This window comes from Acidithiobacillus sulfurivorans (assembly GCF_018853815.1).
Classification (GTDB): Bacteria; Pseudomonadota; Gammaproteobacteria; order Acidithiobacillales; family Acidithiobacillaceae; genus Acidithiobacillus; species Acidithiobacillus sulfurivorans.
Window position 1 is genome coordinate 37,572 of sequence record NZ_JAAOMP010000156.1, and the last position, 16,869, is coordinate 54,440.

The 16,869-nt window shown below is 55.7% G+C and carries 20 protein-coding genes and 1 pseudogene; 9 read left to right on the top strand and 12 right to left on the bottom strand.

All coding sequences use genetic code 11. The features are described from left to right. Positions 1 to 9 precede the first annotated feature (9 nt). The 12 genes from HAP95_RS14630 to HAP95_RS14685 all read right to left on the bottom strand — a co-directional run bounded on the left by HAP95_RS14630 (position 10) and on the right by HAP95_RS14685 (position 8,136). Positions 10 to 456 (bottom strand): PTS sugar transporter subunit IIA, encoded by a 447-nt coding sequence (locus HAP95_RS14630; RefSeq protein WP_215884886.1) that lies wholly within the window; start codon positions 454 to 456, stop codon positions 10 to 12. A 9-nt stretch (positions 457 to 465) separates the two neighbouring features. Beyond that, on the bottom strand, positions 466 to 807 hold the full coding sequence (gene hpf, locus HAP95_RS14635; protein ID WP_215884887.1) for a ribosome hibernation-promoting factor, HPF/YfiA family: 342 nt from the start codon (positions 805 to 807) through the stop codon (positions 466 to 468). Between the two features lie 116 nt (positions 808 to 923). Continuing rightward, a complete protein-coding gene (locus HAP95_RS14640) occupies positions 924 to 2,357 on the bottom strand; it encodes an RNA polymerase factor sigma-54 (protein ID WP_215884888.1) in 1,434 nt (477 codons plus the stop codon). A 12-nt stretch (positions 2,358 to 2,369) separates the two neighbouring features. Next, a complete protein-coding gene (gene lptB, locus HAP95_RS14645; RefSeq protein ID WP_215884889.1) occupies positions 2,370 to 3,095 on the bottom strand; it encodes an LPS export ABC transporter ATP-binding protein in 726 nt (241 codons plus the stop codon). Then, positions 3,092 to 3,622 (bottom strand): lipopolysaccharide transport periplasmic protein LptA, encoded by a 531-nt coding sequence (lptA, locus tag HAP95_RS14650; protein WP_226832809.1) that lies wholly within the window; start codon positions 3,620 to 3,622, stop codon positions 3,092 to 3,094. The genes lptB and lptA overlap by 4 nt, the downstream gene beginning before the upstream one ends. After that, on the bottom strand, positions 3,612 to 4,166 hold the full coding sequence (lptC, locus tag HAP95_RS14655) for an LPS export ABC transporter periplasmic protein LptC (RefSeq protein WP_215884891.1): 555 nt from the start codon (positions 4,164 to 4,166) through the stop codon (positions 3,612 to 3,614). Before lptC ends, lptA begins: the two co-directional genes overlap by 11 nt. Then, a complete protein-coding gene (locus HAP95_RS14660; protein ID WP_215884892.1) occupies positions 4,166 to 4,717 on the bottom strand; it encodes a KdsC family phosphatase in 552 nt (183 codons plus the stop codon). Before HAP95_RS14660 ends, lptC begins: the two co-directional genes overlap by 1 nt. Beyond that, entirely contained in the window at positions 4,714 to 5,685 is a 972-nt protein-coding gene (locus HAP95_RS14665) for a KpsF/GutQ family sugar-phosphate isomerase (protein WP_303646383.1), read from the bottom strand. The genes HAP95_RS14660 and HAP95_RS14665 overlap by 4 nt, the downstream gene beginning before the upstream one ends. Before the next feature lie 24 nt (positions 5,686 to 5,709). Beyond that, positions 5,710 to 5,988: a hypothetical protein gene (locus tag HAP95_RS14670; RefSeq protein ID WP_215884894.1), complete on the bottom strand. Its 279-nt coding sequence runs from the start codon at positions 5,986 to 5,988 to the stop codon at positions 5,710 to 5,712. A 27-nt stretch (positions 5,989 to 6,015) separates the two neighbouring features. After that, the gene (locus tag HAP95_RS14675) at positions 6,016 to 6,450 is read right to left on the bottom strand and encodes a hypothetical protein (protein WP_215884895.1); all 435 of its coding nucleotides are present in this window, start codon (positions 6,448 to 6,450) and stop codon (positions 6,016 to 6,018) included. Then, a complete protein-coding gene (locus HAP95_RS14680; protein ID WP_226832811.1) occupies positions 6,440 to 7,117 on the bottom strand; it encodes a nucleotidyltransferase family protein in 678 nt (225 codons plus the stop codon). The genes HAP95_RS14675 and HAP95_RS14680 overlap by 11 nt, the downstream gene beginning before the upstream one ends. Further along, positions 7,114 to 8,136, bottom strand: coding sequence for an aminoglycoside phosphotransferase family protein (locus HAP95_RS14685; RefSeq protein ID WP_226832814.1), 1,023 nt, complete (start codon positions 8,134 to 8,136; stop codon positions 7,114 to 7,116). The genes HAP95_RS14680 and HAP95_RS14685 overlap by 4 nt, the downstream gene beginning before the upstream one ends. Positions 8,137 to 8,165: 29 nt before the next feature. On the opposite strand from HAP95_RS14685, the gene HAP95_RS14690 reads away from it, so the two are divergent. The 9 genes and pseudogenes from HAP95_RS14690 to HAP95_RS14730 all read left to right on the top strand — a co-directional run. Further along, entirely contained in the window at positions 8,166 to 10,361 is a 2,196-nt protein-coding gene (locus HAP95_RS14690; RefSeq protein ID WP_226832816.1) for an LPS-assembly protein LptD, read from the top strand. Next, the gene (locus HAP95_RS14695) at positions 10,361 to 11,800 is read left to right on the top strand and encodes a peptidylprolyl isomerase (RefSeq protein ID WP_215884896.1); all 1,440 of its coding nucleotides are present in this window, start codon (positions 10,361 to 10,363) and stop codon (positions 11,798 to 11,800) included. Before HAP95_RS14690 ends, HAP95_RS14695 begins: the two co-directional genes overlap by 1 nt. Beyond that, on the top strand, positions 11,793 to 12,611 hold the full coding sequence (locus tag HAP95_RS14700) for an ABC transporter permease (RefSeq protein ID WP_226832817.1): 819 nt from the start codon (positions 11,793 to 11,795) through the stop codon (positions 12,609 to 12,611). The genes HAP95_RS14695 and HAP95_RS14700 overlap by 8 nt, the downstream gene beginning before the upstream one ends. An 87-nt stretch (positions 12,612 to 12,698) precedes the next feature. Next, on the top strand, positions 12,699 to 12,941 hold the full coding sequence (locus tag HAP95_RS14705) for a BolA family protein (protein WP_226832820.1): 243 nt from the start codon (positions 12,699 to 12,701) through the stop codon (positions 12,939 to 12,941). Positions 12,942 to 12,975: 34 nt separating this feature from the next. After that, positions 12,976 to 13,299, top strand: a complete 324-nt coding sequence (gene grxD, locus HAP95_RS14710) for a Grx4 family monothiol glutaredoxin (protein WP_010640654.1) — start codon at positions 12,976 to 12,978, stop codon at positions 13,297 to 13,299. An 18-nt stretch (positions 13,300 to 13,317) separates the two neighbouring features. After that, the gene (gene murA / locus HAP95_RS14715; protein WP_215884898.1) at positions 13,318 to 14,595 is read left to right on the top strand and encodes a UDP-N-acetylglucosamine 1-carboxyvinyltransferase; all 1,278 of its coding nucleotides are present in this window, start codon (positions 13,318 to 13,320) and stop codon (positions 14,593 to 14,595) included. Then, positions 14,592 to 15,239, top strand: a complete 648-nt coding sequence (hisG, locus tag HAP95_RS14720) for an ATP phosphoribosyltransferase (protein WP_215884899.1) — start codon at positions 14,592 to 14,594, stop codon at positions 15,237 to 15,239. The genes murA and hisG overlap by 4 nt, the downstream gene beginning before the upstream one ends. Next, entirely contained in the window at positions 15,236 to 16,537 is a 1,302-nt protein-coding gene (hisD, locus tag HAP95_RS14725) for a histidinol dehydrogenase (RefSeq protein WP_215884900.1), read from the top strand. Before hisG ends, hisD begins: the two co-directional genes overlap by 4 nt. Continuing rightward, positions 16,534 to 16,869, top strand: a pseudogene (locus HAP95_RS14730) (histidinol-phosphate transaminase); the annotation flags it as partial. The gene hisD and the pseudogene HAP95_RS14730, both read left to right, overlap by 4 nt.

Sequence of the window (16,869 nt, forward strand, 5' to 3'; positions counted from 1 at the left end):
CCCTAAAAGCTAATCAGAATGGGTCATTGCGGTAAAAAATCCTTCGGCATTGTGCACCTTGAGCAAGTCTGCACGCACTGCCTCAGAGGCCAAACGTACCGCCAGGGTCGAAAGAATTTCGAGGTGAGCCGTAGCCGCCGTTTTGGGTACGGCCACCGCAATAAATACCTGCACATCCAGACCATCCGGTGCGGCAAAAGAAATTCCCTGAGCACTGCGCAGGGCAGCCACAGCCACCTCAGTCACGCCGTCAATGCGGGCATGGGGAAGAGCGACACCATGGCCGATTCCGGTGGAACCCTGCTCTTCACGACTTTTCAGGGCCTCAGCAATGACGGAGGCTGTTTGTCCGGTCGACTCTGCGAGAATCGCCGCCAAGGCGTCCAGCACGGCTCCGGCATCCGTAACCGGAGGATCAATCAGAACTTGTTGGGGAGTTAAGGGCAGAGTCGTCATGGTTGAGGGTCATTCCATCTCGGCAATGGCTGCCAGACCGGAAGGATTGTCATTCCGCCGGTCCTGGCGTTTTTCCTTGTAACTATGGACCTGACCCTCCAGCTTTTCCGTGACCAGATCCAGGGCGCGGTACATGTCAGCATGCTGGGATACGGCGTGAAACACATGACCAGCCGCATACATAGTCACATCAGCGGTATTTTCGGGATTTTCATGGGGCGCATGTTTCAGAACAACACGGGCATCAATCACCTGATCAAAATGTCGATCAAGTTTGCCTATTTTATCTTCTGCATGGTTTTTCAGGGCTTCTGTCAGGTCCAGGTGCTGACCGGTAATGGTAATTTGCATGGCGCTCTCCTGTCCTCTTGCGAGGATTGTTTATGATAATCGCCCCTGATTGGGGTCCGGCTTCAGTGTAGCGCCAACCGCCGCCACAAAAAACCCTGTATTATGGACGTCGAAAACTAAAGCCGTCGACGCTGGCTCGCAGGCGGAATATTAGCCGCTTCCCGATATTTGGCTACCGTCCGGCGGGCAATCTGAATGCCCTGATCGGCGAGAACCTTGGCAATTTCTGCATCACTCAGAGGATGCTTGGAATTTTCCGCCTGGGTCAATTTGATGAGCAAGGCGCGAATAGCCGTCGCTGATGCCGAACCACCACTGTCTGTTCCCACATGACTGGAAAAAAAGTACTTGAACTCGAAAAGACCTCGGGGTGTAACCATGTATTTCTGGTTGGTCACCCGGGATACCGTGGATTCATGCATTTCCACGGTTTCGGCTATATGGCGCAGGACCATGGGGCGCATGGATTCCGGACCGTTGATAAAAAAATCCTTCTGCCTTTCCACAATCGCCCGGGCCACTTTCAAAATGGTTTCCTGACGACTTTGCAGGCTCTTGATAAACCAGCGTGCTTCATTAAGCTGATCCTGAATATATTTATGGGCGGCATCCTTGCCCCCGGCCATTCCCGCATAACGGCGATTGATGCGCAGCTTGGGCATAGCCTCGGGATTCAGGTCCACCCGCAGGCGTTTACCGGACCAGCGCACAATCACATCGGGAATAACATACTCGGTATTTTCGTTACCAACTTCTTCACCCGGTTTGGGGTTGAGAGCGGAAATGAGCGCCATGGCCGATCCCAGCGCGGCTTCATCAACCCCCAGACTTGCGCACAGTCGTGGATAATCATGACGACCCAGGGCCTGCAAATGGTCTTTGGCAACATCCATCGCCAACTTTTGTACGCTGGCATCCACATCCGTCAACTGCCTGAGTTGCAACAAAAGGCACTCACTCAGATCACGCGCCGCCACGCCAGGAGGGTCAAAGTCCTGAACGCGCAGCAATACCGCCTGGAAGACGGCAGCATCAGCGCCCATGGCAGTAGCCAGATCGTCTGGATTTTCGATCAGATAACCGCGATCATCAATGGCATCAATGATCATCTCCGCCATGTTGCGCTCCTCAGGACTGAAATGCGTCATATCCGCCTGCCAGCGCAGATAGTCCTGAAGACTTTGACTGTGACTGTTCCGTGCTTCAAAGTCGGGAAGCTCATCATCAGAACCCCCGCCTGACGCACTGGTGCCCAGATCAAACACGTCATCCCATTGACTGTCGACCGGTAAGTCATCAGGCAAAGTATCTTCCGCAGCCAGATCCAGCTGGCGATCTTCACCGGAGCTTTCACCGGGTTCGGGAGCGCTGCCTGGGGCTCCGGTTTCTTCGCCGGATACGTCTTCATCCAGAAGCGGATTGCTTTCCAGCATCCCCTGAACTTCCTGTTGCAGATCAACCGTCGATAACTGCAGCAGGCGAATGGCCTGTTGCAGTTGCGGGGTCATGGCCAAATGCTGACCGAGTTTGAGTTCTAAACCTTGTTTCATTGCCTTCCAGATTCAGATTCGAAACTGATCTCCCAGATATACCTGACGGACCATAGGATCATCCACGATTTCCTGTGGGCTTCCGGCCGTCAGCACCTTCCCATCATGCAATATATAGGCGCGTTCGCAAATGCCTAATGTTTCGCGCACATTATGATCAGTAATCAGGATACCTATGCCGCGTTCACGTAAGTCCTGAATAAGACGTTGAATTTCTAAAACAGAAATCGGGTCGATCCCCGCAAAAGGTTCATCCAGCAATATGAAGCGCGGACTCATGGCCAAGGCGCGCGCAATTTCCACCCGTCGCCGCTCGCCACCAGAAAGACTGTGCCCCTTGGTGTCGCGCAGCAGGCCCAAATGCAATTCGGCCAGGAGCTGATCCAGGCGATCCTGGCGCTCGGCTTTACTGAGCGGCAGGGTCTCCAGAACCGCGAGAATATTATCTGCCGCGCTCATTTGCCGAAATACCGATGGTTCCTGAGGCAGGTAACCCAATCCCATGCGCGCCCGTTCATGCATGGGGAGTGCGGTGATATCACGCTGCTGCAAAAAAATATGACCACGATCCGGGCGTACCAGTCCGACCATCATGTAAAAAGTGGTGGTTTTGCCAGCGCCATTGGGGCCGAGCAAGCCTACGACTTCCCCGGCGGCAACCTGAACAGAAACATCCCGGACAACCGTACGACGACGATAGGATTTGACCAGGGACTGGGCCTGGAGCAGATCGCTCATGGCCTCCCACCGCTGGCAGAGCGGTTTGCTGCTGCAGGATAAAACACGGAGTGGACGCGCTGTCCGGGGGCTGCCGTCACTGCCGTTTGCTGGTTATTCAGAAAATAGGTCACCTGCTGGCCACTGATTTCATTTTTTTCCTGCCAGAGATGGGCGTCTCCCTGCAACACAATTTCCCCCGAACCCGGTTTGTAAATCAGGGTATTTCCATAGCCGTGGCGCTGGGCGCTGGACATGGTAAAGCTGACGGGACTACCGGTTGCCGTGGCCGTCTGTACCTTGCCCTGCAGGGCAGCTATGACGAGTTTGTTGGCATGAATGACCACATCGCCCTGGATCATAATGACATTGCCGAGATAAGTGGCCTGCTGGGAAGGCTTATTTTCGGCATGCAGCGTATCAGCACTGATATGAATAGGGCCTTTGGCCAACGTCTGTTGAGCAGCAGGGGCCGCCAGAGCAGCCAAAGAAACCATCACCAGCCCAACCGGCCAGTAGCGCCCTATCGAGCCATGCTTAAGGCGCATAAACACCACGTACATTCCGCAAAATATTGACCTCCTCGGTTTTGACCGACGCCCAGAGCCCCATTCCGGTCATCCAGTCCTGACCATGTTCCAGACGAACCGGATCCTGGGTGCTAATAATGCCCGTTTGCGGGTTATAGTGCACCCTCTCGGTCAGAAAACGGGTATCTGGTTTCATCGTCCCGATGACATTCCCCCACAGGGTAATCAGGTGGCTGGATCCATCGACCTTACCCTGATTGGCGCGCAGATTCAGTTCCTGGCCGGGTCGAAAACGTTTAACTGCGACGTCTTTGAGTATGGTCTGATCGCGACGCGGTTCGTGATAGGCCGTATGCGCCGTGGCCAGTAAGTCCAGCTTCCCGGCGGCATCATACTGGCGCATGACAACATCTTCAGCGGCCTGATCGCCCTTATGAATTTGACCGTGCCAGTCAATATGCGGGAGCGACAAGGGGCGCTGCGGCCATGACCACCAGACCATTCCGGCAAGACACATAACGAGCACGGTAAAACCCAGGCTGGGAAGCCGCAAACGCAGCATCAACAATGCCCCTGTTGCCCAGCCTGGCTCAAAACGGCAGACCAGCAGCCCTTGGCCTGCAAAATCAGCTCACATAATTCCCGGACGGCCCCTCGGCCACCCTCATACTGACTTTGCCAGTGGACCCGCTGGGTCAGTTCCGGATGGGCATCAGCCGGCGCAGTGGCCAGCCCGACGCGCTGCAAAATGGGCAAATCAATCAGATCGTCACCCATATAAGCGACCATGGCATCTTCAATATTCAGCGCCAGCTTCAGCTCACTGTAAGCAAGATGTTTGTCTCTGCAGCCCTGAAAAAGATGTTTGATGCCGAGGTCCCGGGCACGATGCGCCACGGCTGGAGAAAAACGTGCCGTAATAATGGCCAACTCCACCGCATGCGCCTGCAGCAGCTTGATCCCGTAACCATCGCGCACATGAAAGGCTTTGCTTTCGGTACCGGCATCATCAAAATACAGCCGTCCGTCGGTCATCACTCCATCCACGTCCAGGATCAGCAGCCGGATTTGCGCAGCGCTTTCCATCAGGGTTTCCGCTGCCAAACGCTTCATACAATTCCAGCCCGAAGTAAATCATGCATATTCAAGGCGCCGACCAAGCGCTGATTGTCGTCCACAACCAGCAGCGCCCCCACCCGTTTGGCCTCCATCAGGGCCAAAGCCTCGGCCGCCAGTGCCTCAGCGCGGATGCTGCAGGGTTGGGCATGAGCCAGGCCAGACATGGGTTGCTCCCAGAGATCCTGACGCTCGGCAAAAGCGCGGCGCAAATCTCCATCGGTGAAAATACCCAATACCCGATCCTCGCTATCCACCACGGCGGTCATCCCCAAGCCTTTGCTGCTCATCTCCAGAACCGCATCACGCAGCATGGTTTCCAGGCGTACTTTTGGCAAAGCCTGGCCCTGGTGCATCACATCCTGAACCCGCAGCAACAGTCGCTTGCCGAGGCTTCCACCGGGATGGGAAAGAGCGAAATCATCCGCCGAAAAACCGCGCGCCTGCAACAAGGCCATGGCCAAGGCATCGCCCATGGCCAGAGTTGCCGTGGTAGACGCCGTAGGTGCAAGATTCAGAGGACAGGCTTCGCGCTGCACACTGCAATTGAGATGCACAGCGGCACTGCGCGCCAGGGTCGATTGGGGATTGCCGGTCATGGCGATCAGTGGCACAGCCAGACGCTTGACCACCGGAAGAATGGCCAGCAATTCAGTCGTTTCACCCGAATTGGAAAGCGCCAGAAGACAATCAGAGCGGGTCAACATGCCCAGGTCGCCATGACTACCCTCAGCAGGGTGCAGAAATAAAGCCGGACTGCCCGTACTGGCCAGGGTCGCGGCAATTTTTTTGCCGATAATTCCGGATTTGCCCATACCACTCACCACCACCCGGCCCGAACATTGCAATAGTAACGCACAAGCCTGGACAAAACTGTCGTCAAGGCGCGCTTCCAATGCACTCACCGCTTCAGCCTCCAGACGCAAAACATCACGCCCGGTAGCCAACAAATTATCGACATCCATGCTTACTGCCATTCTGACAAACACTTAATCTGCACGATCACCGTCCTGTTCCTGAATGGCTTGATAGACTGCATGACAATGGGGATGAGCCGCCATGACTTTGTCAATATCCGCAAATGAAGTCTGGCGCAGCAAGGTCCAGCAACGCATATTTTCTGCGGCCAGACTTTCGGGATGCTGCGCATACCAATTGCTGCTGTCCTTGGGCGTATTACCGACAAGCACTTGCCCCTGCGCCCACCACAATAGCAGAGCGAAAAGTGCTAGCGCACCAATAATGACCAACGTATATACAATTTTCATAAATTCTGCTGGATGACCTGGGTCAAGTTAAACTTCTTCGTGATATTGCTGATTCAACAATTGTACCAGTTTCCCTTCGCGTTCAGTAATATCCGCCATCAAGCGGTCGCTGAAATCCTGCCAGAATGATTGCAAACGGGCGAGATCTTCTCCTTCAGCGAACTGGCCCATCAATTCGCCCACCTTTTCAATGACTTCACGAAGTTGCAAACTGGTGCTCAGGGCATTTTTAATTTGTTCGCGAGGATGAGGTATCCAACTCCGGTCACTGACGTAAGAGCGCAAACGCTCACCATACTCCAGAACCCGTTTGCGCAACTTGCCGCCAAGACCGATTTGCTGACTGCGCAAATCCCCCCAGACAGCGAGTTCCATCAAATCAACCCAGTCTCTCCGCCAGCGTTTTCGGAGTTCGACGGACACAGATATCGCGTCCTGGACGGCTACCAGGTCAAATTCCATCTTGCCGTACCCTGCATATTTCCTGCGCCACTTGCCATCGCTCCGGCGTACCTACATCGGTCCATATTCCCTGATACAGGGTCCCCTCCACCACACCCGCTGCAATCCACTGTCGCAACCAGGGTGCCAAAGGTGCCGACTGTTCCGGGTAGCCCCGCAACAGCGCCGGATTTATGCGGGCAATTCCTGCATAAGTATGACGTTCTTCGCCCTGCAACGCCACCATTCCCGCATTCAGGGCAAAGTCTCCTGCGGGATGATGGGAGGGATTGGGAACCAGGACCAAATATACAGAAGCCAAAGACGGCTGCAGCAGAGAATCCCAGGGGAAATCCGTACAAATATCTCCGTTGACCAGCAAAAATGGGGCATCTCCCAGTTGTGGCAAGGCCCGGATCAAAGCGCCGCCAGTCTCCAGGCGACCCGACCTTTCGTCACTATAAATAATGCGCAGCCCCCGCCATTGATGACCCAATCTTTCCACAATCAGGTCACCCAGATGACCAATATTGATGATAACCTCGCGGACGCCAGCAGCGGCCAGGGATTCCAGATGCCGCACGATGAGCGGTTTACCCCCGACTTCCAGTAAGGGCTTGGGAAGATGGTCCGTGTAGGGACGTAAGCGCTCACCCCGCCCGGCCGCGAGAATCATCGCCCGGGTCATAGCGCCAGCCAGGCCGAAAACTGCGGCAAAAAAGTGCGGAGTTGAACATCTTCGGCTAACGCATCTAGCACATATTTGCGAAATTGCGGCAGTAAATCCAGATAACCCGACTTGCCATCGCGATAGGCCAAGCGGCAAAAAATTCCCACAATCTTGATATTGCGTTGCAATGCCATCCATTCGACACTGCGCACAAAGGACTCCTGCGGCAACGCCAGCCTGCCAGTCCTGGTGAGCCTGCTCTGAAAATCCAGAATCCATTGGTGCCGGCGGGCAGAACCCCAATCCCAGTAACGATCCCAAAGCAAGGAGGCCAGATCATAGGTCCAGGGGCCGGTTACGGCGTCCTGGAAATCAATCATCACCAAGCGCCGGGGATCAGTCTGCAGCATGAGATTGCGGGCGTGGAAATCGCGATGGACCCAAACCTGAGGCTGATTGAGGGCGTTATCCTGCAGCAGTGCAAAAAGCCTTTGCAAGTTCTGCTGCGCTTCCTCATCCGGCATCACCCCCAGATGCCTGAGCAAATACCAGTCATGAAACAAAGTCAGCTCTTCGCCTAGACGTTGCCCTGAAAAAAACGGTAGAAGAGGGCGCGTATCATCCTTTCTGCCCGCGTTTTGCAGGGCAATAATGAGGTCCAGCGCCTGCTGCATCCAGAACTCCAGTTCCGTGTCTGTATCCAGAATGGCCTTGAGATCCGTAGTTCCCAGGTCTTCAAGGAGCACAAATCCCGGTTGCAACTGCGCTGCCAGAATTTTTGGCACGGGCAGCCCGGCACTTTGCCAGCGCCGCTGCACCCGTAAAAAGGGCAAAATATCCTCAGGTGACGGCGCATCCATAAACAGCTGTTGGTCTGGCAAACGCCAGTAATGCCGGCCACTGGCATCACCGGGAATGGCCTGGGACTGTCCAGCATCCACGCCCCTGGCCTGCAGCCAGACTGCTGCATCTGGCGACATTTGTCCGGCCGAAACAGCGGGCGTCAAAATTTTTCTGGTGTTTAGAGATTGCGACATAAAACCATTTTGTGCGATTTTAGGCGCCTATGAAAAGCCCTCTTCAGCAGGTTCGCCAATTTCGGCACGGAAAACCTCTTCCGTCCGGGCACGTTGCTTCTCCGCGTCGCCGCATTTGCCTGGCCCTGCTGGCAGCATTGTTAAGCCCTGGCCTGGCCTGGGCTACGACCGTGGAAAAGCCGGTTACCCTGTATGCCGATCAAGTCAATGGGATGGGCAGCGGGCACTGGACGGCCAAGGGTAATGTCGAAGTGCTTTATGGAGATAGGCGGGTTTATGCCGATACGGTGCATTACGACCAGGCCAAAGATGAAATTCTGGCTGACGGCCACGTGCGGATGGTGAGCCCTGGCATGGTCACAGCAGCCCCCCAGGCGACCATTCATCTCAAGGCCAACGAGGGGATAGTCGTACACCCCCGTTATCTGCTCGAAGCCGAGCAGGGACATGGCCATGCCGAAAGCGGTCGCGAATTGAGCAAGGGTCACTATCAGCTCAATGAGGCTTGCTACACAACCTGCCACGGCAAGGTACCCGCCTGGCAACTGTGGAGCAGTCAGATCGACCTCAACCAGAACGACAACTATGTGACGACCAAAAATACTACGCTGAATGTATCCGGCCTTCCGGTATTCTGGATGCCCTATTTCAGCTTTCCGCTCAAGCGCCATTCCGGTTTTCTGGCTCCCGGCTTGGGCAGCTCCACCGTCAACGGATTTTATCTGGGCATACCCTATTATTTTGACATTTCCCGCAACCTGGACGACACCTTTACCCTGAATTACTTCTCTCGGCGTGGCGTCATGCTGCAAAACGAATTTCGTTATCTCGAACCGAACTACAGCGGCAAGCTTTTTCTGGATTTGTTACCTTCGGACCAACTGACCCATAAAAACGTCTGGGCATTGTCCTGGCAGCACAACCAGAATCTCGGCGATGGCTTCAGTTTCAACGTCAATTACAATCGTGTCAGTTACAAAAACTTTCTTTCCGATTTCGGCAGCACCGCAGGTTTCGGCAGCAGTTTTATTGGCGGTATTGGTAACGCCCCTTACATCACTTCGACCGGCGGCATTTATTACAACAATGCCCACATCAGTGCCGGTGCCGAATTACAGGGTTACCAGGAACTCGCGCCAGACAGCAGCGCGCCTTATGCCCAGTTGCCGCGCATTTATGCGGATGGCTACTGGCGGGTGGGACGCAGCGGCTACTTCAACTGGCATAGCAGCTTCAATTATTTTTCTGCTTCCACCGGACCCATTGGTCAGCGCCTGGATCTGACCCCCACTCTGGGGTGGCGCTTCAGCCGGGGTTGGGGCTTCCTAGAACCCCAGGCCCGCCTCTACTACAGCCATTATCAAATTCAACGTAATGCCCCTTATGCGCGCGCCATAAACCGTACCCTCCCCGCCCTGAGCCTGAAGGGTGGACTGAATTTTGTCCGCTATGGCAACAACGGCAGCACGGCACTCCTGCAACCGATTTTCAAATACACCTACATTCCCTTACAGGCCCAGAATGAAATTCCCAATTTTGACGCCAGCACGCCTTACCTGGATTTTCCCGGCATTTTTAGCGACAACGTACTGTATACCGGCAGCGACCGGATAAACGCTGCCAATCAAATTGCCTATGGGCTACGTGGCACCTGGCTGACCCCCACGGGCCGTCAGCTCTGGGAAGCGGCAGTCGGGCAAATCCGCTATTTCAATCAGGAACAGATCAATCTGGCTGGCGGTATTGTTCCGCAGGCCGCACAATCCAATTATTTTTTCGAGGGACAATACGCCCCCGTTGCCGACATGAACCTGCTCGCCAGCACCCAGATCAACCCGCAGCATGGTCAGCTCGACCGCCTCAATCTGCGCGCCCAATGGCTGCCGGGACCGCAGCGGGTGATCAACCTCGATTACCGCTTTACCCGGGATTTCGTCGACCAGACCGGTGTTTCCGGTGCCTGGCCGGTGTTCCGGAACTGGCAGTTGCTGGGGAGCTATCAGTATGATGTTACCGACAGCAAGCCTCTGGAGGAGCTGGTGGGGATCGGCTATGATGGCGGCTGCTGGGCAGCACACATGATGGTATATCATCAGATTCTGCTTGGCGGGCAGTCCAATAATGCTGTTTATTTCGAGATCGTGTTGCGCGGCCTAACCAGCCTGGGCAATGCCTCAACCGGTTTGCTCAGCCAGTATGTGCCGGGCGCCAGTATGGAGTTTTGATGTCCTGCAAACGTCGTCCACTTGTTATTGCCCTGAGCATTCTGCTTGGAACCCTGCCCGTTGCGGGCTGGGCCAGCACACCTTTCCTGAACCGCGATACCCTCCTGGCCCAGACACCGGCGCCTGCCGTTGATTCTGCCCCAGCAACGCATACTTATTCGGAAGACTCTGCACTGGCACCCATGAATGCGCCAATGCCCAGCAACGCGGTGAATCTGGATAAAATCGTGGCCATCGTCAACGACAATATCATCACCTCCATGCAGCTGGAGCAACGCGTCAGCGCGGTGCGCGCTCATCTCCAGCAGAGTGATCCCAATGCCATGCCTGCGGATGACATTTTGCGCCGTCAGGTGCTGCAACAGATGATCCTGCAGGATATAGAATTACAAATGGCACAGCGTGCCAACATCAAGGTAGACAAGGGCATGCTCGATCAGGCCGTCAACAATCTGGCTCAGACCAACCACATGACCGCTGATCAGTTACGTGAAGCATTGAGCAGTCAGGGACAATCCTGGGAAACCTTCACCAACGATCTCAAGGATCGCATTATTGTTGACCGACTCATGCAGCAGGAGGTGGAAAGCCGTGTCCATGTGGGTCCTGACGAAGTCAAAACCTTCGCTCATCAACTCAAGGACATGGGCGGGGTCAGCTTCAACCTGCAGCAGATATTCATCCCCATGCCCAACAACCCGACCCCCAACGCCATCAGCGCAGCCCGCCAACAGGCCACCGAGGTCCGAAATCACCTGATTGCCGGGGAAGACTTTTCACGCCTCGCAGCGCAGGTCAGCAGTGGCCGCGATGCACTGCAGGGCGGCCGGATAGGCTGGGTGAAAGCCGGAGAACTTCCCCCCTCGGTGTCCCAGGCCCTCATGTCTCTGAAAACCGGGGATATCAGCCAGGTAATCGCCGGACCCACCGGTTTCCACATTTTCAAGATCCTCGATAAAAAAGACGAACAACCCACCATCACGGAAGTCAAGGCAGCAGCCATCGTGCTCCGCGCTGGTAGTAGCCTGCAACTTCAGGAAGCAGAAGATCGCGCCCAGGATATTCAGACCGCACTTCAAAATGGCAGCCGTTTCTCGGAACTGGCACGGAACTACAGTCAGGATCCCAACACCGCTGCAAAAGGCGGAGAAATGGGCTGGATTACCCCGGGACAGCTGCCAGACACCCTTGAACGGACTTTGCTCACCTTGCAGCCCGGGGCCGTCAGCAGCCCAATTCGTGAGGGCGATGCAATTTACATCCTGAAGTCCCAGGGCCAGCGCCAGCAGCCCGTGGAAGAAAAACAGATCATGGCAGCAGCACGCATGCAGCTCTTTAACCGGATCGTCCGCGAGCGCATGGACGAATGGCAACATCGTATTCGCGACAGTGCCTATGTAGAAATTCTGGAACCCAGCCTACGCGGCAGCGATGCCTGAAATTCTGCATAGTACCTCAGCAACTGTCGCAAGCGGCAACCGAATTCAGGGCAGCCTGGCCCCGACCTGGACCCTGTTTTACAAGGAAACCCTGCGTTTCGGTAAAGTCTGGTTGCAAACCATTGCCGCCCCGCTGATTACCACCATTCTCTATCTGGTGGTTTTCGGGCATGCTCTGGGCAGTCATATCACCGTGTATCCGGGCGTCAGTTATACGGCTTTCATTGTGCCCGGGTTGATGATGATGTCTGTGCTCCAAAACGCCTTCGCGAACAGCTCTTCCAGCCTGATTCAATCCAAGGTGACCGGAAACATTGTGTTTGTGCTGCTCAGCCCGCTCACGCCCACGGAAATTTTTACGGCCATGGTCGCCGCTTCGGTGTTCCGGGGTATTTTAGTGGGACTGGCCATTTTTGCCCTGGCTTTACTGTATCTGCACATTCCCGTGCTTCATCCCTTCTGGATTCTGATTTTCGCCATCCTTGGTGCCAGCGGCATGGGTAGTTTGGGTTTGATAGCGGGCCTCTGGGCCGAAAAATTCGATCAGATCGCAGGTTTCCAGAATTTTGTCATCATGCCCCTGACTTTTCTGGCCGGAGTATTTTACTCGGTGCAATCCCTGCCGGGTATCTGGCGGCAGATTTCCCTGATTAACCCCTTTTTCTACATCATTGATGGTTTTCGCTACGGCTTTTTTGCCGATTCGGATGTCAGCGTCTGGGCCAGCCTGGGGGTCAGCCTGGCTTTTGCACTCATCACTGGCTTTTTTGCCTGGCGCCTGCTTGATCGGGGTTACAAGCTGCGCCAGTAATACAGCACGCCATGCCAAAATAGCCGCTTTGAAAAGGGGATCACAAATCTCCTGTTATGGGATACAATGGCATTCATGAACGCCAACATGCTCAAATCACTTATTCAGCAAGAACTCCCGGATGCCCTGGTAGAAGTACAGGGAGATGACGGTGCCCATTTTGAAGCACTGGTCATCTCGGCTACTTTTACCGGTTTGTCCCCTGTCAAACAACACCAGCGGGTTTATGCCGCTCTGGGTGAACGCATGCGTGAAGAAATTCATGCGCTTTCCCTGCGAACTCTCACCCCTGAACAGGCCGAGCAGATCCGTCATTCTGCCCAGCACTGAAACCATCCACGCCCGACACGTCACGAGGATTACCATGGCTACGATTCAAGAACTCATTCAGGAACAAGTTGAAAAACACCCTGTCGTGCTTTACATGAAGGGCAACCCCCGTGCGCCTCAGTGCGGATTCTCGGCGCGCGCCATACAATTGCTGCAACAGTCGGGAGTGAAGGAATTGTTCACTGTGGACGTTCTCGCCGATCCTCAGATTCGCGACGGTATCAAGCAGTTTTCCAGCTGGCCGACCATTCCCCAGCTGTACATTCAGGGCGAATTTGTCGGCGGCTCCGACATCATGTCTGACCTCTACCAGCAGGGCGAACTCCAGAAGCTGGTGGAAAAAGCCCAAAACGCCTGAAAGGTTAGCATCGACCTTATGGATAAACTGCTGCTGCGTGGTAATGGCCCCCTGCGTGGCGAACTACGGATTTCCGGGGCCAAAAATGCGGCGCTGCCCTGCCTCGCTGCCACTTTACTGGCAAAAGAACCCGTACAGCTCCGTAATATCCCACATCTCCGGGACATTACCACCACCCTGGAGCTACTCAGCACCCTCGGGGCCAGAGTCCTGGTGGACGGTCAACTCGGTATCGAAGTGGATCCCCGGCCGGTGCACTCGCTGGTGGCTCCCTACGAGCTGGTAAAAACCATGCGAGCATCCATTCTGGTGCTCGGCCCACTCCTCGCCCGTCATGGTTCTGCTGAAGTCAGCCTGCCTGGCGGCTGCGCCATTGGTAGCCGTCCCGTCAGTGTCCACCTGAGCGGTTTGCAGGCTCTGGGTGCAGAAATTACGGTGGAAAACGGCTTTGTCAAAGCCAGGGCGGCAAAACTCATCGGCACCCGGATTGTCATGGAAATCGTTTCTGTCACCGGCACCGAAAACCTGCTCATGGCAGCGACACTGGCTGAGGGGCACACCACGCTCGAAAATGCGGCCCGCGAGCCCGAAATTGTGGATCTTGCCCGCTGCCTGAGTGCCATGGGAGCGCGCATTTCCGGGGCCGGCACTTCGGTCATTGAGATAGAAGGCGTCAAAGAATTACATGGTGCCGAACACAGCGTGGTGGCTGATCGCATTGAAACCGGAACTTATTTGGTCGCCGCAGCCATGGCCGGGGGCGATGTCTGCCTCAAACGCACCGACGCCAGCCTCCTGGAAAGCGTCATCCTCAAATTACGCGAAGCCGGGGCAGAGGTGACGACGGGTGCCGACCTGATTCGCCTGCGCATGAAGCAGCGACCCAAGGCCGTGGATATTCGTACCGCCCCTTTTCCTGCCTTCCCAACAGACATGCAGGCGCAGTTCATGGCGCTCAACTGTATTGCCGAAGGCAGCGGCGTGATTACCGAAACGATTTTTGAAAATCGCTTCATGCACGTTTCCGAATTGCAACGCCTCGGGGCAGAAATTACCGCCGACGGTAAAACGGCGGTAGTCCGGGGCGTTCCGAAGTTGCGCGGCGCACCGGTCATGGCCACCGATTTGCGTGCCTCCGCCTGCCTGGTTCTGGCCGGTCTGGTCGCTGAAGGCGAAACCCTGATCGACCGGATTTATCATCTTGATCGTGGCTACGAAGTCATCGAAGAAAAACTGGGCGCTCTCGGCGCGGATATTCGACGTATCAGCAATAGTGGTCTCAGGAGCGCATCATGAATACCGGCATCACCATCGCCCTGTCCAAGGGCCGTATTCTTCAGGAAGCCATTCCGTTATTTGCCGGTGCTGGCATCGAACTGGCCGAAGATCCTGATGAATCGCGTAAGCTCATCATTCCCAGTACCGATCCGCAAGTACGCTTTCTGGTGATTCGCGCCAGCGATGTCCCCACCTATGTGACCTGGGGTGCTGCCGATGTCGGTATTGCCGGAAAAGATGTACTGCTGGAACAGGAAGGACTGGATTTGTATGAACCGCTGGACTTGCGCATTGGTCTCTGTCGCATGTCCGTGGCAGAGCCTGCGGCGCTGGCCGCCACCGATGCCCCGCAACGCTGGGAGCGGGTGCGGATTGCCACCAAATACCCACACATTACCCGGGATTATTTTCATGGTCGTGGAGTGCAGACCGAAATCATCAAACTGTACGGCAGCATGGAACTGGCGCCCCTGGTCGGACTGGCGGATCGCATTGTCGACCTGGTTTCCAGCGGTCGGACGCTTCTGGAAAACGGCCTCGTCGAAGTCGAGGAAATCATGCCGATTTCCAGCCGTCTGGTGGTCAATCGGGCAGCCATGAAACTCAAGCGCCGCGCCATTGAAGAGCTGATTACCCAACTGGAGGCACAGGTCCGCTCATGAATCGTCTCGATACCCGCGACCCCAATTTCACTCGGCAGTTTCATGCCCTGCATGATTGGGATGCCAATCTGGATGAGCAGGTAGAAGGCCGGGTCAGGGAGATTGTCAATGCCGTGCGCGATCGGGGTGATGCCGCCTTACGGGAATTTACCGAACGCTTTGATGGTCTGAGCACCACTTCTGCGGCTGACCTGGAAATTCCCCGGACGGCTCTGGAAAAGGCTTTAAACAGTCTCGAACCTTTGCAGCGCGCAGCTCTGGAAGAAGCCGCCCAACGCATTCGCGCCTATCACGAACATCAGCGTAGCGAGAGCTGGAGTTTCAGCGAAGCTGATGGTACCCGGCTCGGCCAACGCATTTTGCCCCTGTCCCGGGTCGGCATTTATGTCCCCGGCGGCAAGGCCGCCTACCCCAGCTCGGTCCTGATGAACGCCATTCCTGCCCACGTTGCCGGGGTTCAGGAGATCATCATGGTTGTCCCTACCCCCAAAGGTCAGGTGAACTCCTGGGTATTGGCCGCTGCCGCCATTGCCGGAGTGCATCGGGTGTTTTGCGTGGGGGGTGCTCAAGCCGTTGCGGCACTGGCTTATGGAACCGAAACCGTTCCTGCCGTCGACAAAATCGTCGGTCCCGGCAATATTTATGTCGCCACGGCCAAACGTATGGTTTTTGGTCGGGTAGGCATCGACATGATTGCCGGCCCCAGCGAAATCCTGGTGATCAGTGATGGGTCTGCGCCAGCAGAATGGCTGGCCTGGGATCTTCTGTCTCAGGCAGAACACGATGAAATTGCCCAGAGTATTTTCATCAGTTGGGATGACGCCCACATTGACGCTGTGGTCACCGCAGTGGATCAGGCCCTGAGCGTGCTCGACCGCGCCCCCATCGCCAGTAAAAGCTGGGCAGATCGCGGTGCGGTCATCCGCGTGCGTGACCGTGCCGAAGCCTGCGAGGTCGCCAATAGGATTGCCGCAGAGCATCTGGAGCTGGCAGTAGCTGATCCGGAAAGCTGGCTGCCCGACATTCATAATGCGGGCGCCATATTCATGGGTATTCACAGTTGTGAGGCACTGGGTGATTACGTAGCGGGACCCAATCATGTTCTGCCCACCGGTGGCAGTGCCCGGTTTTCCTCGCCGCTGGGTGTTTATGATTTCGTCAAACGCAGCAGTCTCATTCAAGCCAGTGCTGCTGGTGCAAACACTCTGGGCCAGCTGGCCGAGCGTCTGGCGCTGGGTGAAGGGCTGACCGCCCACGCCCGCTCTGCAGCCTGTCGCGTCACGGACCAGCAAAAATGAATAGCCAGCCGCTGATGGCAGCACTGTTGCGCCCGGAACTGCTGGCCAGCAAAGCTTATGCAGTCGCACCCAGCACCGGCCTGATCAAGCTGGATGCCATGGAAAATCCTTATGGGCTCCCCGATCTGCTGCGCCAGGCCTGGCTGGAAAGCCTGAGCGATGCTTCCATTAACCGCTATCCTGACCCCCACCCTGACAGCCTGATTACTGCCCTCAAAAAGCATATCGGCCTGCCTGCGGGTATTGAACTCATGCTGGGCAACGGCTCCGATGAACTGATTCAGATTCTGGTAACCGCCGTGGCAGGAACAGGACGGCCGATCATGGCGGTT